Origin of the sequence: Pseudomonas sp. ENNP23 (assembly GCF_001728945.1) — a bacterium.
GTDB classification, from domain to species: Bacteria; Pseudomonadota; Gammaproteobacteria; order Pseudomonadales; family Pseudomonadaceae; genus Metapseudomonas; species Metapseudomonas otitidis.
Genome location: NZ_LYSP01000009.1, coordinates 61,627 through 81,893, shown reverse-complemented (window position 1 = coordinate 81,893; position 20,267 = coordinate 61,627). Strand labels below are relative to the sequence as shown.

17 protein-coding genes are annotated in these 20,267 nt (G+C 64.2%); all 17 read right to left on the bottom strand.

The window, feature by feature from the left end; genetic code table 11:
* Positions 1–2: 2 nt before the first annotated feature.
* Positions 3–308: an STAS domain-containing protein gene (locus tag A9G05_RS07460; protein ID WP_069560369.1), complete on the bottom strand. Its 306-nt coding sequence runs from the start codon at positions 306–308 to the stop codon at positions 3–5.
* Positions 309–385: 77 nt separating this feature from the next.
* Entirely contained in the window at positions 386–835 is a 450-nt protein-coding gene (gene fliJ, locus A9G05_RS07455; RefSeq protein WP_069560368.1) for a flagellar export protein FliJ, read from the bottom strand.
* A 6-nt stretch (positions 836–841) separates the two neighbouring features.
* Positions 842–2,200 carry a flagellar protein export ATPase FliI gene (fliI, locus tag A9G05_RS07450; protein ID WP_069560367.1) on the bottom strand — a complete coding sequence of 453 codons (1,359 nt, stop codon included), beginning with the start codon at positions 2,198–2,200 and terminating at the stop codon, positions 842–844.
* Positions 2,190–2,999, bottom strand: coding sequence for a flagellar assembly protein FliH (gene fliH / locus A9G05_RS07445; RefSeq protein WP_069560366.1), 810 nt, complete (start codon positions 2,997–2,999; stop codon positions 2,190–2,192). The genes fliI and fliH overlap by 11 nt, the downstream gene beginning before the upstream one ends.
* A gap of 10 nt (positions 3,000–3,009) precedes the next feature.
* The gene (fliG, locus tag A9G05_RS07440) at positions 3,010–4,026 is read right to left on the bottom strand and encodes a flagellar motor switch protein FliG (protein ID WP_069560365.1); all 1,017 of its coding nucleotides are present in this window, start codon (positions 4,024–4,026) and stop codon (positions 3,010–3,012) included.
* Entirely contained in the window at positions 4,019–5,806 is a 1,788-nt protein-coding gene (fliF, locus tag A9G05_RS07435; protein WP_069560364.1) for a flagellar basal-body MS-ring/collar protein FliF, read from the bottom strand. Before fliF ends, fliG begins: the two co-directional genes overlap by 8 nt.
* Positions 5,807–5,821: 15 nt before the next feature.
* Entirely contained in the window at positions 5,822–6,157 is a 336-nt protein-coding gene (gene fliE, locus A9G05_RS07430; RefSeq protein ID WP_069560363.1) for a flagellar hook-basal body complex protein FliE, read from the bottom strand.
* Between the two features lie 187 nt (positions 6,158–6,344).
* The gene (locus A9G05_RS07425) at positions 6,345–7,751 is read right to left on the bottom strand and encodes a sigma-54 dependent transcriptional regulator (protein ID WP_069560362.1); all 1,407 of its coding nucleotides are present in this window, start codon (positions 7,749–7,751) and stop codon (positions 6,345–6,347) included.
* Between the two features lie 4 nt (positions 7,752–7,755).
* On the bottom strand, positions 7,756–8,967 hold the full coding sequence (locus tag A9G05_RS07420) for a PAS domain-containing sensor histidine kinase (RefSeq protein WP_069560361.1): 1,212 nt from the start codon (positions 8,965–8,967) through the stop codon (positions 7,756–7,758).
* 110 nt (positions 8,968–9,077) lie between these two features.
* On the bottom strand, positions 9,078–10,550 hold the full coding sequence (locus tag A9G05_RS07415; protein WP_069560360.1) for a sigma-54 dependent transcriptional regulator: 1,473 nt from the start codon (positions 10,548–10,550) through the stop codon (positions 9,078–9,080).
* A gap of 208 nt (positions 10,551–10,758) precedes the next feature.
* On the bottom strand, positions 10,759–11,058 hold the full coding sequence (locus A9G05_RS07410) for a flagellar assembly protein FliT (protein ID WP_069560359.1): 300 nt from the start codon (positions 11,056–11,058) through the stop codon (positions 10,759–10,761).
* A gap of 10 nt (positions 11,059–11,068) precedes the next feature.
* Positions 11,069–11,452 (bottom strand): flagellar export chaperone FliS, encoded by a 384-nt coding sequence (gene fliS / locus A9G05_RS07405; RefSeq protein ID WP_069560358.1) that lies wholly within the window; start codon positions 11,450–11,452, stop codon positions 11,069–11,071.
* Between the two features lie 121 nt (positions 11,453–11,573).
* On the bottom strand, positions 11,574–13,028 hold the full coding sequence (gene fliD / locus A9G05_RS07400) for a flagellar filament capping protein FliD (protein ID WP_069560357.1): 1,455 nt from the start codon (positions 13,026–13,028) through the stop codon (positions 11,574–11,576).
* A 79-nt stretch (positions 13,029–13,107) separates the two neighbouring features.
* On the bottom strand, positions 13,108–13,494 hold the full coding sequence (locus tag A9G05_RS07395) for a flagellar protein FlaG (RefSeq protein WP_083265556.1): 387 nt from the start codon (positions 13,492–13,494) through the stop codon (positions 13,108–13,110).
* A gap of 80 nt (positions 13,495–13,574) precedes the next feature.
* Positions 13,575–15,038, bottom strand: coding sequence for a flagellin (locus A9G05_RS07390; RefSeq protein WP_069560356.1), 1,464 nt, complete (start codon positions 15,036–15,038; stop codon positions 13,575–13,577).
* Positions 15,039–15,284: 246 nt separating this feature from the next.
* Positions 15,285–19,223, bottom strand: a complete 3,939-nt coding sequence (locus tag A9G05_RS07385; RefSeq protein WP_069560355.1) for a glycosyltransferase — start codon at positions 19,221–19,223, stop codon at positions 15,285–15,287.
* Entirely contained in the window at positions 19,220–20,242 is a 1,023-nt protein-coding gene (locus tag A9G05_RS07380; protein WP_139131098.1) for a hypothetical protein, read from the bottom strand. The genes A9G05_RS07385 and A9G05_RS07380 overlap by 4 nt, the downstream gene beginning before the upstream one ends.
* Positions 20,243–20,267 lie beyond the last annotated feature (25 nt).

The window sequence follows — 20,267 nt, the reverse complement described above, 5'->3', positions numbered from 1 at the left end:
CCTCAGGCAATCTGGAACAGTTGCTCGAAGTTGGAAATGGCGAGGATCTTGCGGACGTCCGGGTTGCAGTTGGCCAGGCGGATCTGGGCGCTGTCGCCTCCCGCATGGTCACGCAACAGCAAGAGCATGCCGAGGGCGGAGCTGTCGAGGTAGGTGGTGCCCTTCAGGTCGACGACATAGCGCTGGGGAGAAATGCTGACGCGCTCGTAGGCGTCGCGAAATTCCTGGTGGGCCCCGAAGTCGAAACGTCCCTGAATGACGATGGTCAACTCTTGCCCGTCGCTCGAAGGCATCGAGGTGATGGCCATGCAAGACTCCTTGGTCAGATTAAAAGGCGCGTGCTGAGAAGATGTAGCACCCGCCCGAGACCTCGGCAACCCGCGCCTCACTCCTGCACGGGACGATTCAGACGCTGGGAGAGCTCATCCAGCAGGCGCTGCTCACGCTTGTCCTCTGCCAACCGTGCCTCGTCACGGTAGCGCTGCACCAGCTTTCTCAGGCCTTCCAGCCGTGCGTAGCGCTGCTGCCAGGTGTCCCGCGCACGGTTCAGGTTCTCCCGGTGCCAGGCCACGCTCTGGCTCTGCTGGCTCACCGCCGCCTCCAATTGCGAGAGGAAGCGCTGGTAGTTGGTCAGCCACTGGCCGCTGACGCCCTGGCTGCCCTGGGTGATCCACTGCTGCTGGTAATCGCCCCGGTAGCGTTCGAGGTCGCCGAGCTTGCCCTCGGCCTGGGCCAGTTGGGCCTGGCACTGGCCCATCAGCCGCGCGGCTTCGCGCTCGGCCTTCTGGGCCATCTCCACCACTGGCGCGAGGCGCGCCGCCCGGTCATTGGCCATGACTCATCAACCCGCGTTGCCGTTGGCCAATACGCCCCCCAGGCGCATGACACTGCCGGCCAGCGGCTCGCTCTCGTCCAACCCCTGTTGCAGGAAAGCGGCCATGGACGGCTGGCGGGCAATGGCCAGGTCGGTGTCCGGGTCACCACCGGCAACGTAGGCGCCGACGCTGATGAGATCGCGACTCTGCTGGTAGCGCGACCACAACTGCTTGAAGCGCTGGGCCATCTTGAGGTGCTCGGGGCTCACCACCTGGGGCATCACCCGGCTGATGGACGCCTCGATGTCGATGGCCGGGTAATGCCCCTCCTCCGCCAGTCGACGTGACAGCACGAAGTGCCCGTCGAGCACGCCCCGCGCCGAGTCGGCGATGGGGTCCTGCTGGTCGTCGCCCTCGGAGAGCACGGTGTAGAAGGCGGTGATCGAACCGCCACCCTTCTCGCCATTGCCAGCACGCTCCACCAGCTTGGGCAGTTTGGCAAAGACCGACGGCGGATAGCCCTTGGTCGCCGGCGGCTCACCGATGGCCAGGGCGATCTCCCGCTGGGCCTGAGCGAAACGGGTCAGGGAGTCCATCAGCAGCAGGACGTTCTTGCCCTTGTCACGGAAGTATTCGGCGATGCGGGTGCAGTACATGGCCGCCCGCAGGCGCATCAACGGTGCATCGTCGGCAGGTGATGCCACCACCACAGAGCGCTTGAGCCCCTCCTCGCCGAGGATGTGCTCGATGAACTCCTTCACCTCGCGGCCCCGTTCACCGATCAGGCCGACCACGATGATCTCCGCCTCGGTGAAGCGGGTCATCATGCCCAACAGCACCGACTTACCGACGCCGGTGCCGGCGAAAAGGCCCAGGCGCTGGCCACGACCGACGGTGAGCAGGCCATTGATGGAACGGATGCCGACATCCAGGGGAACGGAAATGGGGTCACGGTTCAGCGGGTTGATCACCGGACCGTCCATCGCCACCCAGTCCTCGGCCTTCATCCCGCCCTTGCCATCCAACGCACGGCCGGCGCCATCGAGCACCCGACCAAGCATGGACATGCCCATGGGCAGACGACCGGTATCCGGCAGAGGCACGACCCGCGCACCGGGTGCGATGCCGGCCAGGCTGCCGACCGGCATCAGGTACAGCTTGCCGCTGGCGAAGCCCATGACTTCCGCCTCGACCTGCACGGGGTGGTAGCTGTCGTCGTTGATCACCAGGCAGCGGCTGCCGATGGCCGCACGCAGGCCCTCGGCCTCCAGGGTCAGGCCGACCATGCGCAGCAGGCGACCTTCCACCACGGGCTGGTTGGGCAGGCTGACCGCGTCGGCATACCCGGCCAGGCGGCGGGCAAAGCTGACCCGATCAAGACGCATGGCCGTCCTCGAGGTCGATGGAAAGGTCGGCAGCCGGTGGGTGCACCTTCTGGTCCCGCTGCTGGTCGAAGAGCTGCTTGAGGGCCTGGGCCAGGCGCGTCTCCACGCTGGCATCGATGCGGCTGTGCTCGGTTTCGATCCGGCACCCGCCGGGCAGCAGGCCGTCGTCCTCGAGGATGCGCCAGGACTCCTCATGGCGTTCGCGCAGGGCCTTCACCAATTCGAAGTCCTGTGGGTTGACGTGGATGCGCACGTTGCTCGCACCCATGGGCAGCAACTTGAGGGCTTCCCGCAGGATGTGGCGCAACTGGGAGGAGTCGGTGGACAGCTCGCGCTGTACCACCTGTCGGGCCATGTGCCCCACCAGGTGAATGACGGCCTCTTCCAGTTGCTGGTCCTGCTCGGCGATGGGGTCCATCAGTTGGCCCATCAACTGCTCCAGCGCGTCGAGGCGGGCATTGAGTGCGACCTCCGCTTCCTGCTTGGCCTTGAGCTGGCCAGCGTGGAAGCCGTCCTTCTCGCCGGTGGCGAAGCCTTCGTTGTAGGCGTCCTGGCGGATGGCCTCCAGCTCTTCCAGCGTCAGTGGTTTGACGTCTTCCGGCGGGACTTCTTCGATCGTCTCCAGCCCTGGTTCCGGCTGCGCCTCGTCGATCGCCGCTGCCGGCTCCTCGCTCGGCAGCGGCTCCGGCTCGACCTCCGGGGCCGGCACCTCGGGGTCGAAGCTGGGCAGCGACCAGCGGTCGAAGGTGTTGACATCCTTGGCGCGGATCAGCTCGCTCTGCGCATCCTTGTTGGCCATGGAATGCGCCTCAGATCATTTCTTCGCCGCCCTTGCCACCGAGGACGATCTCCCCGGCTTCGGCCATCCGGCGGGCGATGGTGAGGATTTCCTTCTGCGCGGCTTCCACGTCGCTGACGCGCACCGGGCCCTTGGCCTCGAGGTCGTCGCGCAGCAGTTCGGCGGCACGCTTGGACATGTTCTTGAAGACTTTCTCCTTGATCGCGTCGTCGGCGCCCTTGAGCGCCACCACCAACACCTCGGAGGACACCTCACGCATAAGCGCCTGAATGCCCCGATCGTCCACGTCGGCCAGGTTGTCGAAGACGAACATGAGGTCTTCGATCTGTCCGGACAGGTCGGCATCCACTTCGCGGATGGAGTCCATCAGCGCGCCTTCGACCGAGCTGTCGAGGTAGTTCATGATGTCTGCCGCACGCTTGACGCCGCCCATGGTGGTGCGGGTCGAGCTGGCGTTGCCGGCGAACTGCTTCTCGAGGATCTGGTTCAGCTCCTTCAACGCGGACGGCTGCACGGTGTTGAGCGACGACACCCGCAGGATGATGTCGAGGCGGACCTTGTGGTCGAAGTGGCTGAGCACCTCACCGGCCTGATCGGGGTCAAGGTAGGCGACGACGATGGCCTGGATCTGCGGGTGCTCGTAGCGGATCACGTCGGCCACGGCGCGTGGCTCCATCCACTTCAGGCTGTCCAGGCCGCTGGTGCTGCCACCCAGCAGGATACGGTCGATGAGGTTGTTCGCCTTGTCCTCGCCCAGAGCCTGGGTGAGCATTTTGCGGATGTAGCCGTCGGCACCGACGCCCAGGCTGGTCTGGTCGCCGACGATCTCGACGAACTCGCCCATCACCTGCTCCACCTGCTCGCGGTGGACGTTGCGCATTTGCGCCATGGCCACGCCGACCTTCTGGACCTCCTTCGGGCCCATGTGGCGCAGCACCTGTGCGGCATCGGTCTCGCCAAGGGACAGGAGCAGGATGGCTGCCTTGTCTACCTTGGTCAGCTTGGCTGGGGGGCGATTGTCACTCATCGGAGTTGATCCACTCTTTGACTACCAAAGCCACGCGACCCGGGTCTTCAGCCACCAGGCTCTTGATCGCGTTCAGTTGCGCATCATACCCCTCGCTCGGGCTGGGCAGGAGGATGCTCTGCGGTCCGCCGAGACTGACCCGATCGTCGGCCAGCTCACCGGACAGCCCACCACCCAGCTCGCCAAGCTCGCGATCGGCCGCCAGGGCTGCCTCGCGCTCCCTGTCCTTGGCGCCGGAGATGTTGTTCAGCACCGGACGCAGCACGAACCACACCAGAATCAGGATCAGCAGCGCCGGGAACAGTTGCTTCAGCGCAGACATCAGCATCTGGAACCAGACCTGCTCGTACCACGGCAGTTCGATCACATCATCCTGGCCGCCATGGAACGGCGTGTTGATCACGCTGACGCTGTCGCCACGACTGGCATCGAAGCCCACCGCGTCCTGCACCAGGCGAGTGAAGCGGGCGAGCTCGTCAGCGGTCCAGGGTACGTGGGTGGTCTCGCCCTGGGCGTTGACCTTGACCTGGTCGTCCAGCACCACGGCCACGGACAGGCGGCGCAGGCGGCCTTGCTGCTGCTTGGTGTAGCTCACCGAACGGTCCAGCTCGTAGTTGCGGGTGCTCTGGTCGCGCTTGTCGGTCGGGTACGGCGCCAGCAGCGGCTTGCCGGTGGCCTGGTCGATGATCTGCTGGCCGTTGTCGTCGAGGATCGGCTGGCCAGGCTGCACGCCAGGGGCTGCAGCGGCGGTGGCCTGTTGCGGGGCATTGGCCGGGCCGGGCGGCTGGTTGGACAGCGCACCGGGTACGCCCTGGGGCCCGGAGCCCGCCTGGCGCTCCTCGGCGAGCTTCTGCTCGCTGCGCAGGGCCGGCTGGTCGGGGTTGAACATTTCGGAGGTGGATTCGACGGCGCTGAAGTCGACGTCTGCCGACACTTCGGCCTTGTAGCGGCCGCTGCCCAGCACCGGCTGCAGGATGCTGTGCACGCGCTGGGTGAACAGGCTCTCCATCCGGCGGGTGTAGTCGTACTGCTTGCCCGCCATGGTCAGTTCGGACAGCTCCTGCTGGTCGGACAGCAGGGTGCCCTTCTGGTCGACCACGGTGACTTGCCCTTTCTCCAGTTCGGGAACGCTGGTAGCCACCAGGTTGACGATGGCCATCACCTGGCTCGGCTCGAGATTGCGGCCCGGGTACAGCTCAACCAGCACGGAGGCGCTGGGCTTGCGCTCATCACGGACGAATACCGAGCTTTTCGGGATGGCCAGGTGGACGCGCGCGCCCTTGACGTTGTTCAGGCTGGAGATGGTGCGAGCCAGTTCGCCCTCAAGGCCCCGGCGGTAGCGAGTGGCCTCCATGAACTGGCTGGTGCCCAGGCCCTGGTCCTTGTCGAGGATCTCGAAGCCCACGTTGCCGTCGCTGGGGGCAAGGCCGGCGCCAGCGAGCTTGATGCGGGCACGCGCCACGTCATCTGCCTTGACCAGCAGCGCGCCGGAGTTGGGCTCGATCTTGTAGGGAATGTCGGCGCCGTTCAGCGTCTCCATCACCTGGTTCGCATCCATGCCGGTGAGGCTGCCATACAGCGGGCGGTAATCCGGCTGCTGGGACCAAAGCACCACGGCGAAGCCGATAGCAACGCTGGCAGCCAGGCCGACCATGAGGCCGATCTGGCGCAGCATGGACATCTGCGACAGGTTTTCCAGGAAGGCCAGCCCGAACAGGGGCTTCTTCTCACCCGGCTCGGTGGAGGGTGCCGGTACGTTGGCGGTCGCTGCGTCTGCCATTTCTCACCTCACCCCTTAAACCGGCATCTGCATGATGTCTTGGTAGGCCTGGACCAGCTTGTTGCGCACCTGGGTCAAAGCCTGGAAGGAAACGCTGGCCTTCTGCGAGGCGATCATCACGTCAGTGATGTCGACGCCGCTCTTGCCCATCTCGAAGGCGGTGGCCAACTGGCTGGACGCCTGCTGAACCTCGCTCACCTTGTTGACGGCCTGACCGAGCATCTCGGAAAAGCTCGGCACAGCAGCAGCCTCGGGCGCAGCTTGGGTGGTGGGTTTGGGTCGTGCCATCGCCTCCATTTGCATGGAGCGCATTTCCAGCATCAGGCGATTGAATTCGACACCCTGGCTCATCACATTCCTCCGCGGCCGCAGATTTTTGACGCAGGAGCGGCCTTTGAAGGGGTATTTGCAACAAGGGTGCCAGAACTGGCGAAGACGTTTCGGAGGGAGCTGAAACGCAGGCAGAACAAGGAGTTAGCGCAGCCTGGGCAGGCTGGCCAACCCCGTCATCAGTGGTTAGACAGGCGCGTGGCCCTTGTCAGCTGGCGTAGAGGTAGGCCTCGACGTCCATGCCGGCATCGCGCATCTGCGCCAGCTTGTAACGCAGGGTGCGGGGGCTGATGCCAAGCCGCTCGGCCGCCTCCTTCCGGCGACCCCGCTCCAGGCGCAGCGTCTCGATGATCATCTGGAACTCGTGGCGGCGCAGGTCCTCACCCAGCGCGCTGGCAGCGTCGGCCGCCGCCGGCGGAGTAGGCACTGGCAATGCGGAGGACACGGGCACCGGCTGCAGCGCCAAAGAACCGACACCCATGCCGATAGGGGCATCCAGGCACAGGTCATGGGGCTGGACGATGCCGCCCTGCTGGAGAATCAGCGCCCGCTGGATGGCGTTGTCCAGCTCCCGCACATTGCCCGGCCAGGGATGGTGCAACAAAGCATCGCGCGCCTCGCGGGAGAGGCTGACAGGGGCGTGGTTCATCTTGCGTACGTGCTTGGCCAGCAGGCGCTCGGCCAAGGGCAGAATGTCCGCCGGGCGCTCGCGCAAGGCGCGCCAGGCCAGGGGGAAAACCGAGAGCCGGTAGTAGAGGTCTTCACGGAAACGCCCGGCCGCCACCTCCCCTGCCAGGTCACGGTTAGTGGTAGCGAGCACGCGAATATCCAGGTCGATGGGCTTGCGCGCGCCGACGCGCTCCACCTCACGCTCCTGCAGTACCCGCAGGAGCTTGGCCTGCAGCGCCAGCGGCATCTCGGAAATCTCGTCCAGCAGGATGGTGCCGCCGTTGGCCAGCTCGAACTTGCCGGGCTGGGCAGCGATGGCGCCGGTGAATGCCCCTTTCTCGTGACCGAAGAGCGTGGCTTCCAGCATGTTGTCCGGGATGGCCGCACAGTTGATGGCGATGAAGGGCTTGTCCGCACGGGACGACTGCAGATGGATGTAGCGCGCCAGGACCTCCTTGCCGGTGCCGGACTCGCCGGAGATCAGCACCGTGGAATCGCTGCGGGCGACCCGCGCCGCCAGCTCAAGCAACTGGCGGCTGGCCGGGTCCTCGGCGATGGGGCCTTCAGCTTCGCCACGGGCGACATGGCCCAGGGCATGGCGCCCGACCAGATCAAGCAGCACGCGAGGCTCAAAGGGCTTGACCAGGTAATCCGCCGCGCCCTGGCGGATCGCATCCACGGCACGCTCGACAGCGCCGTAGGCAGTCATCAGCAGGACAGGGAGCTGCGGATAACGGGGGCGGATCAGGGCCAGCAACTGGTGCCCGTCCATGCCCGGCATGTTCACGTCGCTGATGACCATGCCGAAGGGCTCCTCGCCCAGGGCCACCAGGGCGGCCTCGGCGCAATCGGCCTCACGGTAAGCGTAGCCGCCGAGGGCCAAGGTATCGGCCAGGGCTTCGCGCAGGGCGCGGTCGTCTTCGACCAGCAGGATCTTGACGCTCATGGAATCACTCCTGTTTAGCCGGCTGTGCCGCCAGCAGCGGCAGAACCAGGGTGGCGCAGGTGCCCAGCCCCACGCGCGAGCGCAACGTCAGCTCGCCCTGGTGGGCACGTGCCACGGCCTTGACCACGGCCAGGCCGAGGCCGGTTCCGGTGGTCTTGGTGGTGAAGAAAGGCTCGCCCAGACGTGCCAGGGTGGCGGGCTCGATGCCGGGGCCGTTATCGCTGACGGACAGGTGCAGGGCGTTGCCACGGGCAAAGATATGCACCTTCAGACGCAGCCGCGAGCCGGCGGCCTGGGTGGCGTTTTCGATCAGGTTCAACAGTGCACCGACGAGGGTGTCGCGGTTGCACAGCACCTCACCCCCACTGATGTCGCACTGCCAACGCACCTGGGCGCCGGCGAGGTGGGGTTCGGCGGCCGAGCGCAACGCGGCGAACAGCATCACCGGCGCGAGGCGATCCGGCAACGGCAGGTCGCCCCGGGCGAAGACCAGCATGTCACGCACCTGGTGCTCCAGCTCATGGAGGCGCTCCTTGAGGCGACTGGCAAAGCGTTGTTGCTGTTCGGTGGGCAGTACCTGCTCGGCCAAATGGCTGGCATAGAGCAAGGCGGCGGACAGCGGCGTGCGGATCTGATGAGCCAGGGAGGCGACCATGCGACCCAGCGAGGACAGGCGCTCATGGCGGGCCAGTTCGTCCTGTAAGCGGCGGGTTTCCGTCAGGTCGGCCAGCAGCACCAACTGACCAGGCTCACCATCGAGGGATCGGGTGGCGATGGAGACGCGACGGCCATCCTTGAGGGAAATCTCATGGCCGTCGTCCTTGCGGGGAGCGAAATTGCGCGCGATGACCTCGCGCCAGAGCATACCGACCAGGGGGCGCCCGAGCAGGCTACAGGCCACCGGGTTGGCCTCGCGGACGACACCCTGTCCGTCGAGGACGATGACGCCACCGGGCAGCAGGTCCAACAGACTCTGCAGGCGCTGGGCCAGGCGTTCCTTTTCCGCCAGTTCCTGCATGCGTTGAGCGCTGACCAGTGCCAACTGCCCTTTGAGCTCAGTGACACGCGCTTCGAGCACGTTGTACGACTCACTGAGCTGAGACGACATCTGGTTGAACATGGCGAAGGTCTTTTCGAGGCTGGCGCGGCCGGCCTCTTCGACATTCACCTGGGTGTTCTCGTCGTCTTGCTGTGCGGGGTTGGCTCTTGCGGTCATTTCGGTCTCTCGCTCGGCAAACCGTCATCCAACGGTCGTTTCACAAGAGACTTAGCAATACCCGTGCCTAAAAATTAATCCATTTAAATCAGTAAGTTAGCAAAAGTACGTCAATCTTCCGCCATATCTTCGTCGCGACGGCTCATGCCGTACTTGCGCATCTTCTCCACCAGGGTGGTGCGGCGGATGCGCAGGCGTTCGGCGGCACGGGCCACCACACCAGCCGCATCGTCCAGCGCCTGCTGGATCAGCTCCTGTTCGAGGTTGCCCAGGTAATCCTTCAGGTCCAGGCCTTCGGGCGGCAACATCGCCGGAGCACTGACGCCGGGCAGGCCGGCGCCGATGGCGGAACGCTCCTCCAACTCTTCGCGCAGGCTGGCGGCGAGTTGCTCGTCCTCGTCATCCACATGGCGGAACTTCTTCGGCAGCTCGCTGACGCCGATGACGCCGTAGGGATGCATGATCGCCATGCGCTCCACCAGGTTGGCCAGCTCACGGACGTTGCCCGGCCAGTCGTGGTTGCACAGCGACATAATGGCGGCGGAGTTGAAGCGGATGGAGCCGCGCTTTTCGTGCTCCATGCGGGAGATGAGCTCGTTCATCAGCAACGGGATGTCCTCCACGCGCTCACGCAGCGGGGCCATCTCGATGGGGAAGACGTTGAGGCGGTAGTAAAGGTCCTCGCGGAAGCTGCCGGTCTCGATCATCTGCTCGAGGTTCTTGTGAGTCGCAGCAATGATGCGCACGTCGACATTCTGGGTCTTGTTGCTGCCAACCCGCTCGAAAGTACGTTCCTGTAGCACACGCAGCAGCTTGACCTGCATGGGCAGCGGCATGTCGCCGATCTCGTCGAGGAACAACGTGCCGCCGTTGGCCAGTTCGAAACGACCAGCACGGCTGGTGATGGCACCGGTGAAGGCACCCTTCTCGTGACCGAAGAGCTCGCTCTCGAGCAACTCGGCAGGAATCGCACCGCAGTTGACCGGCACGAAGGGCGCTTCGCGGCGCTTGGAATGGTAGTGAAGGTTGCGCGCCACCACTTCCTTGCCGGTGCCGGACTCGCCGAGGATGAGAACGCTGGCATCGGTATCGGCGACCTGCTGCATCATCTGCCGCACCTGCTGAATCGCACGACTCGTGCCTACCAGGCTGCGGAACAGGTTCGGCTCGCGCTGGCGGCCACGCTCGCGGGCCTGGTCGTACATCTCGCGGTAAACCTGGGCGCGGTGCAGCGAATCGAGGAGCTTGTTGTAGCTGGGCGGCATCTCCAAGGAGGCCAGCACGCGACGGCGGATATCTTCCGACCACTCGACCGGGGCCACCTGGTCGATCAGCAGCACAGGCAGAAACTCGTCCCAGCTGCCGATCTGCTTGAGCAGCTCCAGCACTCCACCCTTGGACTGAACCTCGCCAAGCAGCACACAGAGCACGTCGCGGCTGGCACTGCTGGCATCCGCCAGGGCACGCCAGTCGGCGCTGCCGCAGGCCAGGTGGTCTTCGCCGAGGAAGTTCAGAATGACTGTCAGGTCTCGACGCCGATCAGCGTTGTCGTCGATCAGCAGAATCTTGGTTTCACGCCACATCGGTCTGTTCTTACTCGAAAGCGGGCGCCACTGGAACGCGGCAAGAAAAACCGACGTACCTCAAGGGGTTCCGCCGGCAATTGGCCAGTAGTAAAGTCAAAAACGCCGACCGAGTCAAATTTATGGCGTGTATTTTTCGGGAGCCCCGATAGCCTCGCGAAAGGCCACGAAAGCTGCACCGAGGGGCATCGATGCAGCCCTGGTTCACTCAACCGAAGAGTTGGTACAGCTTGGCACCCTGGCTGGCACGGACAATCTGGCTGAGCTCCGCCGCCACCTCGTCGCGTTGGCGCGCACAGGATTCGGTCAACTGACGATAGACCTCGATCAGCGCTTCGAGCTGGGCACGCAGCCCCTCCTCGATGTCGCTGCAGTCCAGCATCGCCACGTTCACCTGCTCCCGGCACTGGAGGTCCAGACGCCCGACAGCCTCCCAGTCCTGGCTTTCGAACGCCGAGACGAGTGCCTCACGGGTCTCTTCGATCTGCTTGAGCATGGTCTGGCTCATGATGCACTCCTCAAACGGGCGCGATGGCGTCCCAGCCGGATTTCACTTCGCGCAGCAGCCCTGCCACTTCGTTGACGAGCGCAGGGTCGTTGGCCTTATTGGCCTCGATCAGGCGAGCAATCATGTATTCGTAGAGGCGATCAAGGTTGCTGGCAATCTCACCGCCCTGAGTAGGGTCAAGCGCTTCGCGCAGCCCGCCGATGATGGCGATGGACTTGCTGATCAGCTCGCCCTTGAGCGACGCCTGGTCGCGCATCATCGCGCCCTGGGCCTGCGCCATGCGCTCCAGACCACCTTCCATGAGCATCTGGATAAGGCGGTGGGGACTGGCTTCGGCAACCTGGGCCTGGACATTGACCCGCTGATACTGCTGCATGGCCATCATCGCGTTCATTTGCGCAACTCCTTGTGAACCGGTGTTTCGTCGATGTTCATCTTATCGGCCGGTCCTGCAAGAGCTTAAGCCTCCGTCCATCTTTTTTCGCTATCAGGAGGCTTGCGCTTCAAACTCCAGATCAACTGCTGCTGGCAACACCCGGGAGATTCTTGAGTTGGGAAGTCAGATTGGAGCTGGTGCTCTGCATCTGGCTCAACAGGCTGTCCAGGGTGGTGAACTGCTTGAAGAGGCGAGCCTGGAGCACCGTCATCCGCGCATCCAACGCTTCCTGCTGCTTGTCGACACTTTTGATGGTGTCGCGCAGGACCGAACTGCGCTGCTCGATCACACCGCCCGACGAGGTGAAGGGCTTGGCGCGGTTGGTCAGACGATTGGCCAAGCCGTTGTCGCCGGTGAAGAAGTCGGAAATACCCTGGACATCCGACGCTATTGCCTTGTCGAGCTTGGCGTTGTCCAGTTCGAGGGTGCCATCGGTCTTGGTCGCAATGCCCAAGGTAGCCAGGGCCTTGACGGTCCCACCATCGCCGCTCTGGGTAACCAATTCGGTGCGCAAGTTTGCCAGCAGACTGCGAGCGGAGGAGTCACCAGCAAGGGCCGCTACAACGGGCTTGCTGCCCTCCACTGCTGTGACCTTGGTCAGGCTGTTGATGGTGGACACCATCTTGTTATAGGCCGTGACGAAGTTCTGGACGTTGGTTTTCACAGCACTGTTGTTTTGGGACACCGTGAGCGTCAGCGGCTTGCCGGCCTCGGTCGCGGCGGTGAGATTCAGGGTAAGCCCTTCGATAGCCGTGGACACGCTGTTGGAATCGCTGACCACATTCAATCCGTCAACGGTCAGCTTGGCGCTTTGCGCCGTATTCAAGGTCTTTCCGGCAGCGGCCACAGCAGCGTCGTACTCGGCAGGTGTAGCAAAGTCAGACGCATTCAGGGCTGCGCCAGGGAAAGTCAGCTTGCTCAGGTCGGTGGCGCTACCCGAGGTGCTGGTACCGGTCATGGTGATGTCCTTGCCATCACCCATCTTGCTGCTGCTCAGGACGAGGCGGGAACCCTGGCTATCGGTGACGATGGTGGCACTCAGCCCCTTGGCCGCACCCTGTTTGTTGATGGCGTCACGGATGCCGGTGAGTGTGTTGTTGGTGCTGTCGATGGAGAGGTTGAGAGCATCCTCACCGCCGATCTTGATATCCAGGGTTCCTGAATTGAATGCAGTCGTCGAACCATCGGCGAAAGCCGCAGACGCAATCTTGCTGCCCTGGGCAAGCTGGGTGACGTTGATGCTGTAGGTGCCCGCTATGGCACTTGCGGTACCGGTTGCGTTCAGTGCGGCGGTATTGGAGGAGACCACGCTACGCGACAGGAAGCTGCTCGGGCTGTTGAGCAGGGCCATTGCAGTCTGGAAATCGCTGACGGCACTCTTGAGGCTGCCCAAGGCAGTGAGCTTGGTGGTGGTCTTGGACTCAAGCGCGTCCAGTTGGTTCTGCTTAGGCGCCCTGGCGTTGTTCACCAGCGTCTTGACTGTCGTATCGATGTCGATCAGTCCCGAACCGACTGTGCCGATCGTTGTGGCCATTTCACACCTCCGTCAAAAAAACGTCCCGAATCCCCTTCCTGGAAGGATTGGCAGCTAAGCAAACAAGAATCGCGCCAACTCAGGCCTTGGCTTCGAACATCAGACTGCGGATGTCGTCGAGACGTTCGGCAAGCTTGAGCAGCTCCTCCGACGGAATCTGGCGTATCAGCTTGCCCGAGTCGGTATCGATGACCTTCACCACCACATCGCCAGTCGAGTCATCAACGCTGAACTCCAGCCCGCGCTTGACGGCCTGAACGAACGACTGGATATCAGACACAGCCGACTCCAGGTCGGCGCCCTGACCTTTCCGTGCATCCTTGTCGTCTTGTGTAGCCGCGCCGCTGGCCACCGGGACCGTGGTGGGCGTATTCGGGGTGACAACGCCCTGGGCAGGCGTCGCTCCGTTGGAGTCCTTCACCAACCGAGGGATGGCGCTGACCGACGAAATGCTTGAGATATCCATTTTTTACATACCTCACAATGGCCAAATGGGAGGAAGGGTAAGTCCCTTCCTCCCATCAGTGACTAGGCGCTCTGCCTCACTTACCTCAGCAAGCTGAGGACCGACTGCGGCAGCTGGTTGGCCTGGGCCAGGATCGCCGTGCCAGCCTGTTGCAGAACTTGGTTCTTGGACAGCGTAGCGGTTTCGGCCGCGAAGTCAGTGTCCTTGATCCGGCTCCGAGCGGCAGATGCGTTCTCGGAGATGTTCTGCAGGTTGGAGATGGTGTTGTCGAAGCGGTTCTGCACAGCACCGAGGTCGGCACGCTGGGAGTCGATCGCCGCCAGGGCGCTATCGATTACCGCAATCGCGCGCTGGGCACCATCGGCGGTGGAGATGTCCACGTTGGCCACGGTGTTCAGGGTCGATGCGCTCTGCGAGAACACCTCGGTGGTGGAGCCGGTCACCGCGAAGGAGGTCGGGGAGTCCAGCTGCACGTAACCGAAGGCCTTGCCGCCGGCAGCCTTGACATCTGCTGCAGCCCCGAAGGTCCCATCGTTACCTTGTACAGCCACATCAATAGTGCCTGCCGAAGAACCAGTCGCAGTGCCGAACTGGATGGTCTCACCGGTAGACGAGGTGATGGTGATCTTGTCGCTCTGCTTGTCGTAGTTGGCAGTCAGACCCAACTTGCCGGCGTTGGAGTTGATCTGGTTGGTCAGGTCCTCGTTGGAGGTCACACCTACCATCTGCACGGTATTGCTGCCCACGGTGATGTTGAAGGTAGCGGCACCGGAGGTGAAGTTCACGTCGGCCTGAACCACGGTACGGGCAGTGGCGGACAGACCAGAGATGGAGCCGTCGAACTTCTGGGCGATGCTCTTCGCGCTGTCAGTCGCGGTGATGGCGATGTCCTTGGTCTGGCCATTACCCACCACGGTTACGGTGCCGGAGCCGAAGGCGCCGCCGCTACCGGTGATCAGGGTACCGGTCTTGGTGGTGGCGGCCGCGGAAGCACCAGCGGTATTGGTAGAGGCGCCGCCGCCGACCTGGTAGGAACCCAGTTTGCTGGAGGAGGCATCGCGCAGGGTCACGTCGATGGTCTCGTAGGCCTTGGAACCCACCTGGAAGCTGGTGGTGCCGAAGGAGCCGTCCAGCAGCTTGCGACCACCGAAGGTGGTGGTTTCGGCGATACGGGACAGTTCGGCCTGCTGGGCAGTCACTTCTTTCTGCAGGGCGGCACGGTCGTCAGCACTGTTGGAGCCAGTGGCGGCCTGGATGGACAGGTCACGGATACGTTGCAGGATCGCGGTGGACTGCTGCAGGGCACCTTCAGCGGTTTGCGCCAGGGAGATGCCGTCGTTGGCGTTACGGGTTGCCTGGTTCAGGCCGCTGATCTGGTTGGTCAGACGGTTGGAGATCTGCAGGCCGGCGGCATCGTCCTTGGCGCTGTTGATGCGGGCACCAGTGGAGAGACGCTGCAGCGAGGTGTTCAGCGAGTTGGACGATGCGTTCAGGTTACGCTGAGTGTTGAGCGAAGCGATGTTTGTGTTGACTGTAAGTGCCATGGTGGCGTCTCCCGAAGTACCTAGTATTTGCCTGAGCCTGCGACCTTCAGGACCTGCTGCTCAGGTGCCCCTAGAATTCGCATTCGAACTGTTTATCGGCGCTTGTCGTTGGACCTTTAGGGGAGATTTGAAATTTTTTCTCCCGGGGCTTGCTCAACAAGCACGAACTGTGTCCGTACCGGGGTTATCGGCGGGCATGACGAAGCTTTAGGATTTCGCCATACCGTTCGTCGGCTCCTGAGAAACTCAGTCCGGCAGCCACGCCGAACGCCAGCGCTGCAGATTCTCGCCCTTCAGCATCCACTCGCCGAGCACACGCTCGCGCAGCGCATCGCCCTGCCGAGCAGTGGCGTCCAGGTCATCCAGGTGCATGCGCACTGCGTCCAGCCAGTCCTTGAAGCGGTTCTTCACCCGGGTCACCGGCAGGTCGCCTCGGTAGCAGACCGCATCGGTACAGATCACCGGGAAACCGCACGCGCCATATTCCAGCAGGCGCAGGTTGCTCTTGCACTCGTTGAACAGGTTCGGCTCCAGTGGCGCCAGCGCCAGGTCCAGGTCCAGGCTCGCCAGCAGCGCCGGGTACTGCTCGATGGGTACGCCGCCGTGGAACTCATGGATGTAGGGACGGATACGCTCCGGGCACATGCCGAAGAAGACCCACTCCACCTCGTCCTTCAGCGCCTTGACCAGGTCGGTGATCAGCTCCAGGTCGCCCAGATGGCTGCTCCCTCCGGCCCAGCCGACACGCGGTTTGCGGCCTCGACGGCGTTGGCTGCGCAGATTGCCCCACCAGTGTTCGGGGAGGAAGTTGGGCACCACCCGAATGTCCCCGTGCAGGTCGCGCAAGGCCTCGGCCAGCGGCTCGGTGGAGACAACGAAGCGATCGGTCAGTGCCACCGCCTGGCGCAGCGAGCGCAGGATGTCCTTCGGCATGGTGTCGCGGTGTACGCTCTTCAGCGGCAGATTGGGCAGGTAGTCGTCCAGCTCGTAGACCTTGAACACACCGGACAACGCCTTCACTTCACGGATGCCCTCGATCTGCGGCTCCATGATCTGCCGCTGCAGGATGAGGCTCGTGGCCCCCGCCCGCTCCAGTTCCACCACGGGCAGATGCACACCGCTGATCAGCCCATCGACCATGCCAACCTGCCGCAAGGCCGCGAAAGGCTGTCGGACGCGGTAGTGACCGCAACCGGTGATATCGGCGGGGTAACAGACCACCTGGGGCAGCAGCGGGTGGTGCACGCGACGAGTCGGGTACTCGAAGCTGAAACCGCTTCCCTTCAACGACAGATTCGGATTGTAGGCAGGGTCCCGAGCCAGCACCGGCAGCCATCGCCGCAGCATCTCCTGGCGCTCCCCACGGAACGCCGCCTGCCGCTCCAGCGCCCCAGGGATGGCCAGTACCGGCAAATCCAGGCCCTCGCGCTGCACGACACAATGCGGCGTCCACACATTCAGCAGGCCGGCAGCCCGCAAGCGCAGGCAGAGGTCGGTATCGGCATAGAAGGCATTGATGCTGTCGGCGTCGAAGCCGCCCACCTCGATGAAGGACGCGCGACGCACCATCATGCAGGCGAGCCCCACCGCCGTGTAATTCTGTGCGACCTGCAAGCGGCTCATGTACCCCGGAGCATCGCCAGGTTCCCCAACAAAGGTGCGTCCTGCACATTCATGCAGCCCCAGCACCATGCCGGCCTGCTCGATGCCGCCCTGAGTGTCCAGTACCTTGGCCCCCACCGCACCGACCTCCGGCCGCTGGGCATGGTTGAGCAGCTGCTCCAGCCATTCCGGCTGAATGATGCGCACGTCATGACTCAGCAGAAGGAGGTACTCCGCCTCCACCGTCATCGCGACGGCATTCACCATCGCGGCCTGATTGAACGGCCCGTCGAAGTTCCAGACCTTCACCTGCTCGCTCTGCAGCGCATCGACGCCCTGCAACCAGTCCTGGGTGGCGGACTCAACGCTGCCGCAGTCCACCAGCAGCAATTGGTAGTTGGAGTAGGTGGTGTATTCCAGCAGACTCTCGACGCACCGCTGCACCAGACCCAGGTTGTCCTGCACCGCCACCACGATGGCGACCTGGGGCGCCTCCGGATGACCGTAGTCGATGTAGTAACGCCTTGGCAGGAAAGCCTGGACCCGCGCGGCATCGTAGCCCCGCGCCGCAAGATGACGCTCGATGGCAACCTGCTCCGCAGGTGCGACCTCCATGACCGGAGCATCCGCCGCCAGCAGAACTTCCGGCATATGCAGCACGCCATTGCCTCCGCTGCCATGGACCAGGCGCAATGCCAGATCCAGCAGGGACGAAGAGCCGAATACCGTATCCAGCCCCCCCAATTCCACGACACTGCGCTGACGAAACACCCAATGCCGACCGACGAGCGCCGGGAAGCCAAGCAGCAGGTCCAGATTGAAATCCGGCTTGAACAACGGCCCCAGAGCGCCGGAAGGTGCTCGCTGCAACTCATCCGCGTAGCAGGCGTGTGCCATCACCCCCTCCTCCGCTTCCGCGCGAAGGGCCTCGGCCAACTCCAGGCACAGCAGCAAGGGGCCGGCCCGGGTGAACTCAACACCGGCCTCCACCACCAGTTGCCAGGGACTGGCATCCGGTGCACTCAAAAACTGCTCGTTCAGCACGTCCAGACGCTGCGGCCCCTCGACGCAGAACGTTTCGACCCCGGCAACGGGCTCGGTGTCATAGACCCGTAACCGGAACGGCGCCGACAATGCCTGTTCCAGGCTGGCCAGGGTCGCGGCCAACGCATCAGGTTGCTCCGAGCCCAGTACATGGATGTCCAGCAGAGGGCCAGCCACTCCCACGGCCCGTATCTTCGCCTCGATCAGCGAGCGCTCAGCCTCGCTGGGCAGGCGGGCTTCCAGCCACGCCACCAGCTTCGGCACCAGGCCCCTGGCCATCTCGCCCATCAGCTCGACCACCCGCTCGGTGGCCAGGCCATCGACCCCCAGGTTCAGGTAGGGCAAGCCCTGCTCCGCCTTCGCGTGCAGGGACTCGCGGAAGTCAGCATCGCCCAGCAGACGCAGCAGTGCCTCGGCCAGCTCATCCATCTCCACATCCAGCACGCCGGCATCTGCACCGTAGCAAGGGCCGAACAGGGTGTTGGCCGGATGCTGCAGGTTGATCGCCGGGGTCCCGCACAGCAGGGCCTCGACGCAATAGTTGGAGTCCACCGCAATCAGTACATCCGACGCGGCAGCCCAGAGCTGCGCGTCTTCCACCGTGTAGAGATAGCTCGCCGGATCAGCACCGTGCTCGAGCAACAGCTCGCGGAACCGTCGCTCACCAAAGTGATAGTTCGGAGGCCGGTCCTTGATCACCGGGTTGATCGCCAGGCCGCTGCGCCGCACCGCCTCACAAGCGGCAATGAAGGCGCCCAGGGTCTGTCCGAAGATGCCCTCATCGCCATGGGCGGTAAGGCTGCTGGTCCAGGTGGTGCCGAACACCACGATCGGCCCGCCCTCGCGTAGGTGATGACGCTGGCGAAGGCTCTGCTCATGCCGCGCTCGCTCGCCGCGCAGCGGCACCAGGCGGTCCCAGGCCGGGTTGCCGGTGACCCGCATGCGCTCAGCGGGGATGCCGTAATCCAGGTAGCCCTCCAGGCCCCGCTGGCCGTAGACCGCATGGATGTCCGCCACCAGTTGCGCATGCACCGTATGCGGATCGTTCAGCGCCAGGGCGTGGGACAGGTGCAACGACGGAATGCCCTGGGTCCGTGCCCAGTGCATCGCCACCTTGGCGGCGGGCAGGACATCCTCGCTACCGATCATCAGGCTTAGCTGGAACTCGCGCTGAGCGAGCTCCAGTCCATGCAACAGCGTGGTCAGCAAGGGCAGCTCAGCATCCAGTCGCGCACGGATGACCGGCGCCACTTCCTCCACACGCTCCCCCGCCAGTGCCTCCGGAAGCGCACGCAGCAGGCCGTCGAGGCGCTCACGCAGCGGCTCGTATTCGGCCTGCACCGCCAAGGCGCCAGCGTCGCCCAGCTCATGGTCCACCACAAAGAGCCGGCTGCCCGATTGCTCGATGATCGTAGTCAGGGTGTCGGTGACGTAGGGCGACAGAGTCACCACCGTCATTGGCCCATGGCGGTTGAAGAAGGCACGCAGCACACCCAGCTGCGACTCCCAGAGAAAGCTGACAATCGCAGGTGACTTCACGAACTGACTCCGCTGTGGGTCTTGAAGTAATCGCGCAGCAGCGCGGCGGACAGGTGGTATTCCAGCCCGGAGACCATATCCACGCCCTGGCGCATGCGCTCCAGCGCGCCGGGCGCGACCCAGCCGTGGACCAGGGCCATGTTGCGGGTGTCGATGGCCTCGGCACGGAACCAGGCATCCAGCTGCGCAGCAACGGCATCCGGGAGCCACGGTCCGACCTGGAAAGCCGGCCGGGCAAGGCGCAGCGCACGCACCAGGATGAACAGCAGGTGGCGCGCCCTGAGGCGTGTGGAGTCGCTCTCCAGGGCGGCGGCGAACACTTCGGGGGAGGTCTGCAGCACATCCTGCAAGCCATCCAGGCCGTCACTCGCCCGCATCTGCCGCGCCTGCTGCTGGCGCAAGCTCCACTCCGGTGACGCCTCTACCGGCGCACTCTTCTCCAAGGCCACCAGGTAGCGCCCCGTCGCCTGGCAATCCAGCCGGGACACGACCTGCTGCTCCAGCAACAGCGCCAGGCGCAGCAACGAACCGTCCGTCTCCAGCCAGGAAAGCAGGCGCAGCCACTTGAACGGGTGCGGCAGGCTGGCAAGGAGGAATGCGTTGTCCCAGAGGCCTCCATAGGGTTCGAGCGCAACCAGGGAAAGACCATGGCGCGACGCAAGTGCAGCCAGATCGGCCGGTTCACAGGCTGCAGTGCCCCGTTCCGCCGGCACGTCCGCCAGCCTGGCGCCGTCGCCCGATGCGGATTGCCAATGGGCGACGGAGCGCATGCCCAGCACCAGGCGCTGGCCCTCAGCCAGCGCGCTGGCGTGCTTCGCCAGCAGGTCATCCAGCCCCTCCGCTTCGGAAAACGCACCGAACAAACGCAGCCCGCCAGACGCGAGCTGCCGGGCGGCGAAGTCCTCTTCCACGGCCGCGCGCAAGCGACGTACACCCGCGTTATCAAAAAGCTGCCCGCCGCTGGACCGACGCAGGTCGGTACTTGTCCAGTCCTGCATGTGATGGGTTTGATCGCTCATGGAATCGTCTCGGCGCCAGGCGCCC

Excerpts from the sequence above, each read along its gene's own strand:
- fliE (WP_069560363.1), bottom strand. The coding sequence starts at position 6,157 with ATGAGCCAGGGTGTCGAATTCAATCGCCTGATGCTGGAAATGCGCTCC.
- A9G05_RS07395 (WP_083265556.1), bottom strand. The coding sequence starts at position 13,494 with ATGGATATCTCAAGCATTTCGTCGGTCAGCGCCATCCCTCGGTTGGTG.
- fliH (WP_069560366.1), bottom strand. The coding sequence starts at position 2,999 with ATGGCCAACAAGGATGCGCAGAGCGAGCTGATCCGCGCCAAGGATGTC.
- A9G05_RS07390 (WP_069560356.1), bottom strand. The coding sequence starts at position 15,038 with ATGGCACTTACAGTCAACACAAACATCGCTTCGCTCAACACTCAGCGT.
- fliI (WP_069560367.1), bottom strand. The coding sequence starts at position 2,200 with ATGCGTCTTGATCGGGTCAGCTTTGCCCGCCGCCTGGCCGGGTATGCC.
- A9G05_RS07410 (WP_069560359.1), bottom strand. The coding sequence starts at position 11,058 with ATGAGCCAGACCATGCTCAAGCAGATCGAAGAGACCCGTGAGGCACTC.
- A9G05_RS07415 (WP_069560360.1), bottom strand. The coding sequence starts at position 10,550 with ATGTGGCGTGAAACCAAGATTCTGCTGATCGACGACAACGCTGATCGG.
- fliD (WP_069560357.1), bottom strand. The coding sequence starts at position 13,028 with ATGGCCACAACGATCGGCACAGTCGGTTCGGGACTGATCGACATCGAT.
- fliJ (WP_069560368.1), bottom strand. The coding sequence starts at position 835 with ATGGCCAATGACCGGGCGGCGCGCCTCGCGCCAGTGGTGGAGATGGCC.
- fliF (WP_069560364.1), bottom strand. The coding sequence starts at position 5,806 with ATGGCAGACGCAGCGACCGCCAACGTACCGGCACCCTCCACCGAGCCG.
- A9G05_RS07380 (WP_139131098.1), bottom strand. The coding sequence starts at position 20,242 with ATGAGCGATCAAACCCATCACATGCAGGACTGGACAAGTACCGACCTG.
- A9G05_RS07425 (WP_069560362.1), bottom strand. The coding sequence starts at position 7,751 with ATGAGCGTCAAGATCCTGCTGGTCGAAGACGACCGCGCCCTGCGCGAA.
- fliG (WP_069560365.1), bottom strand. The coding sequence starts at position 4,026 with ATGAGTGACAATCGCCCCCCAGCCAAGCTGACCAAGGTAGACAAGGCA.
- fliS (WP_069560358.1), bottom strand. The coding sequence starts at position 11,452 with ATGAACGCGATGATGGCCATGCAGCAGTATCAGCGGGTCAATGTCCAG.
- A9G05_RS07420 (WP_069560361.1), bottom strand. The coding sequence starts at position 8,967 with ATGACCGCAAGAGCCAACCCCGCACAGCAAGACGACGAGAACACCCAG.
- A9G05_RS07460 (WP_069560369.1), bottom strand. The coding sequence starts at position 308 with ATGGCCATCACCTCGATGCCTTCGAGCGACGGGCAAGAGTTGACCATC.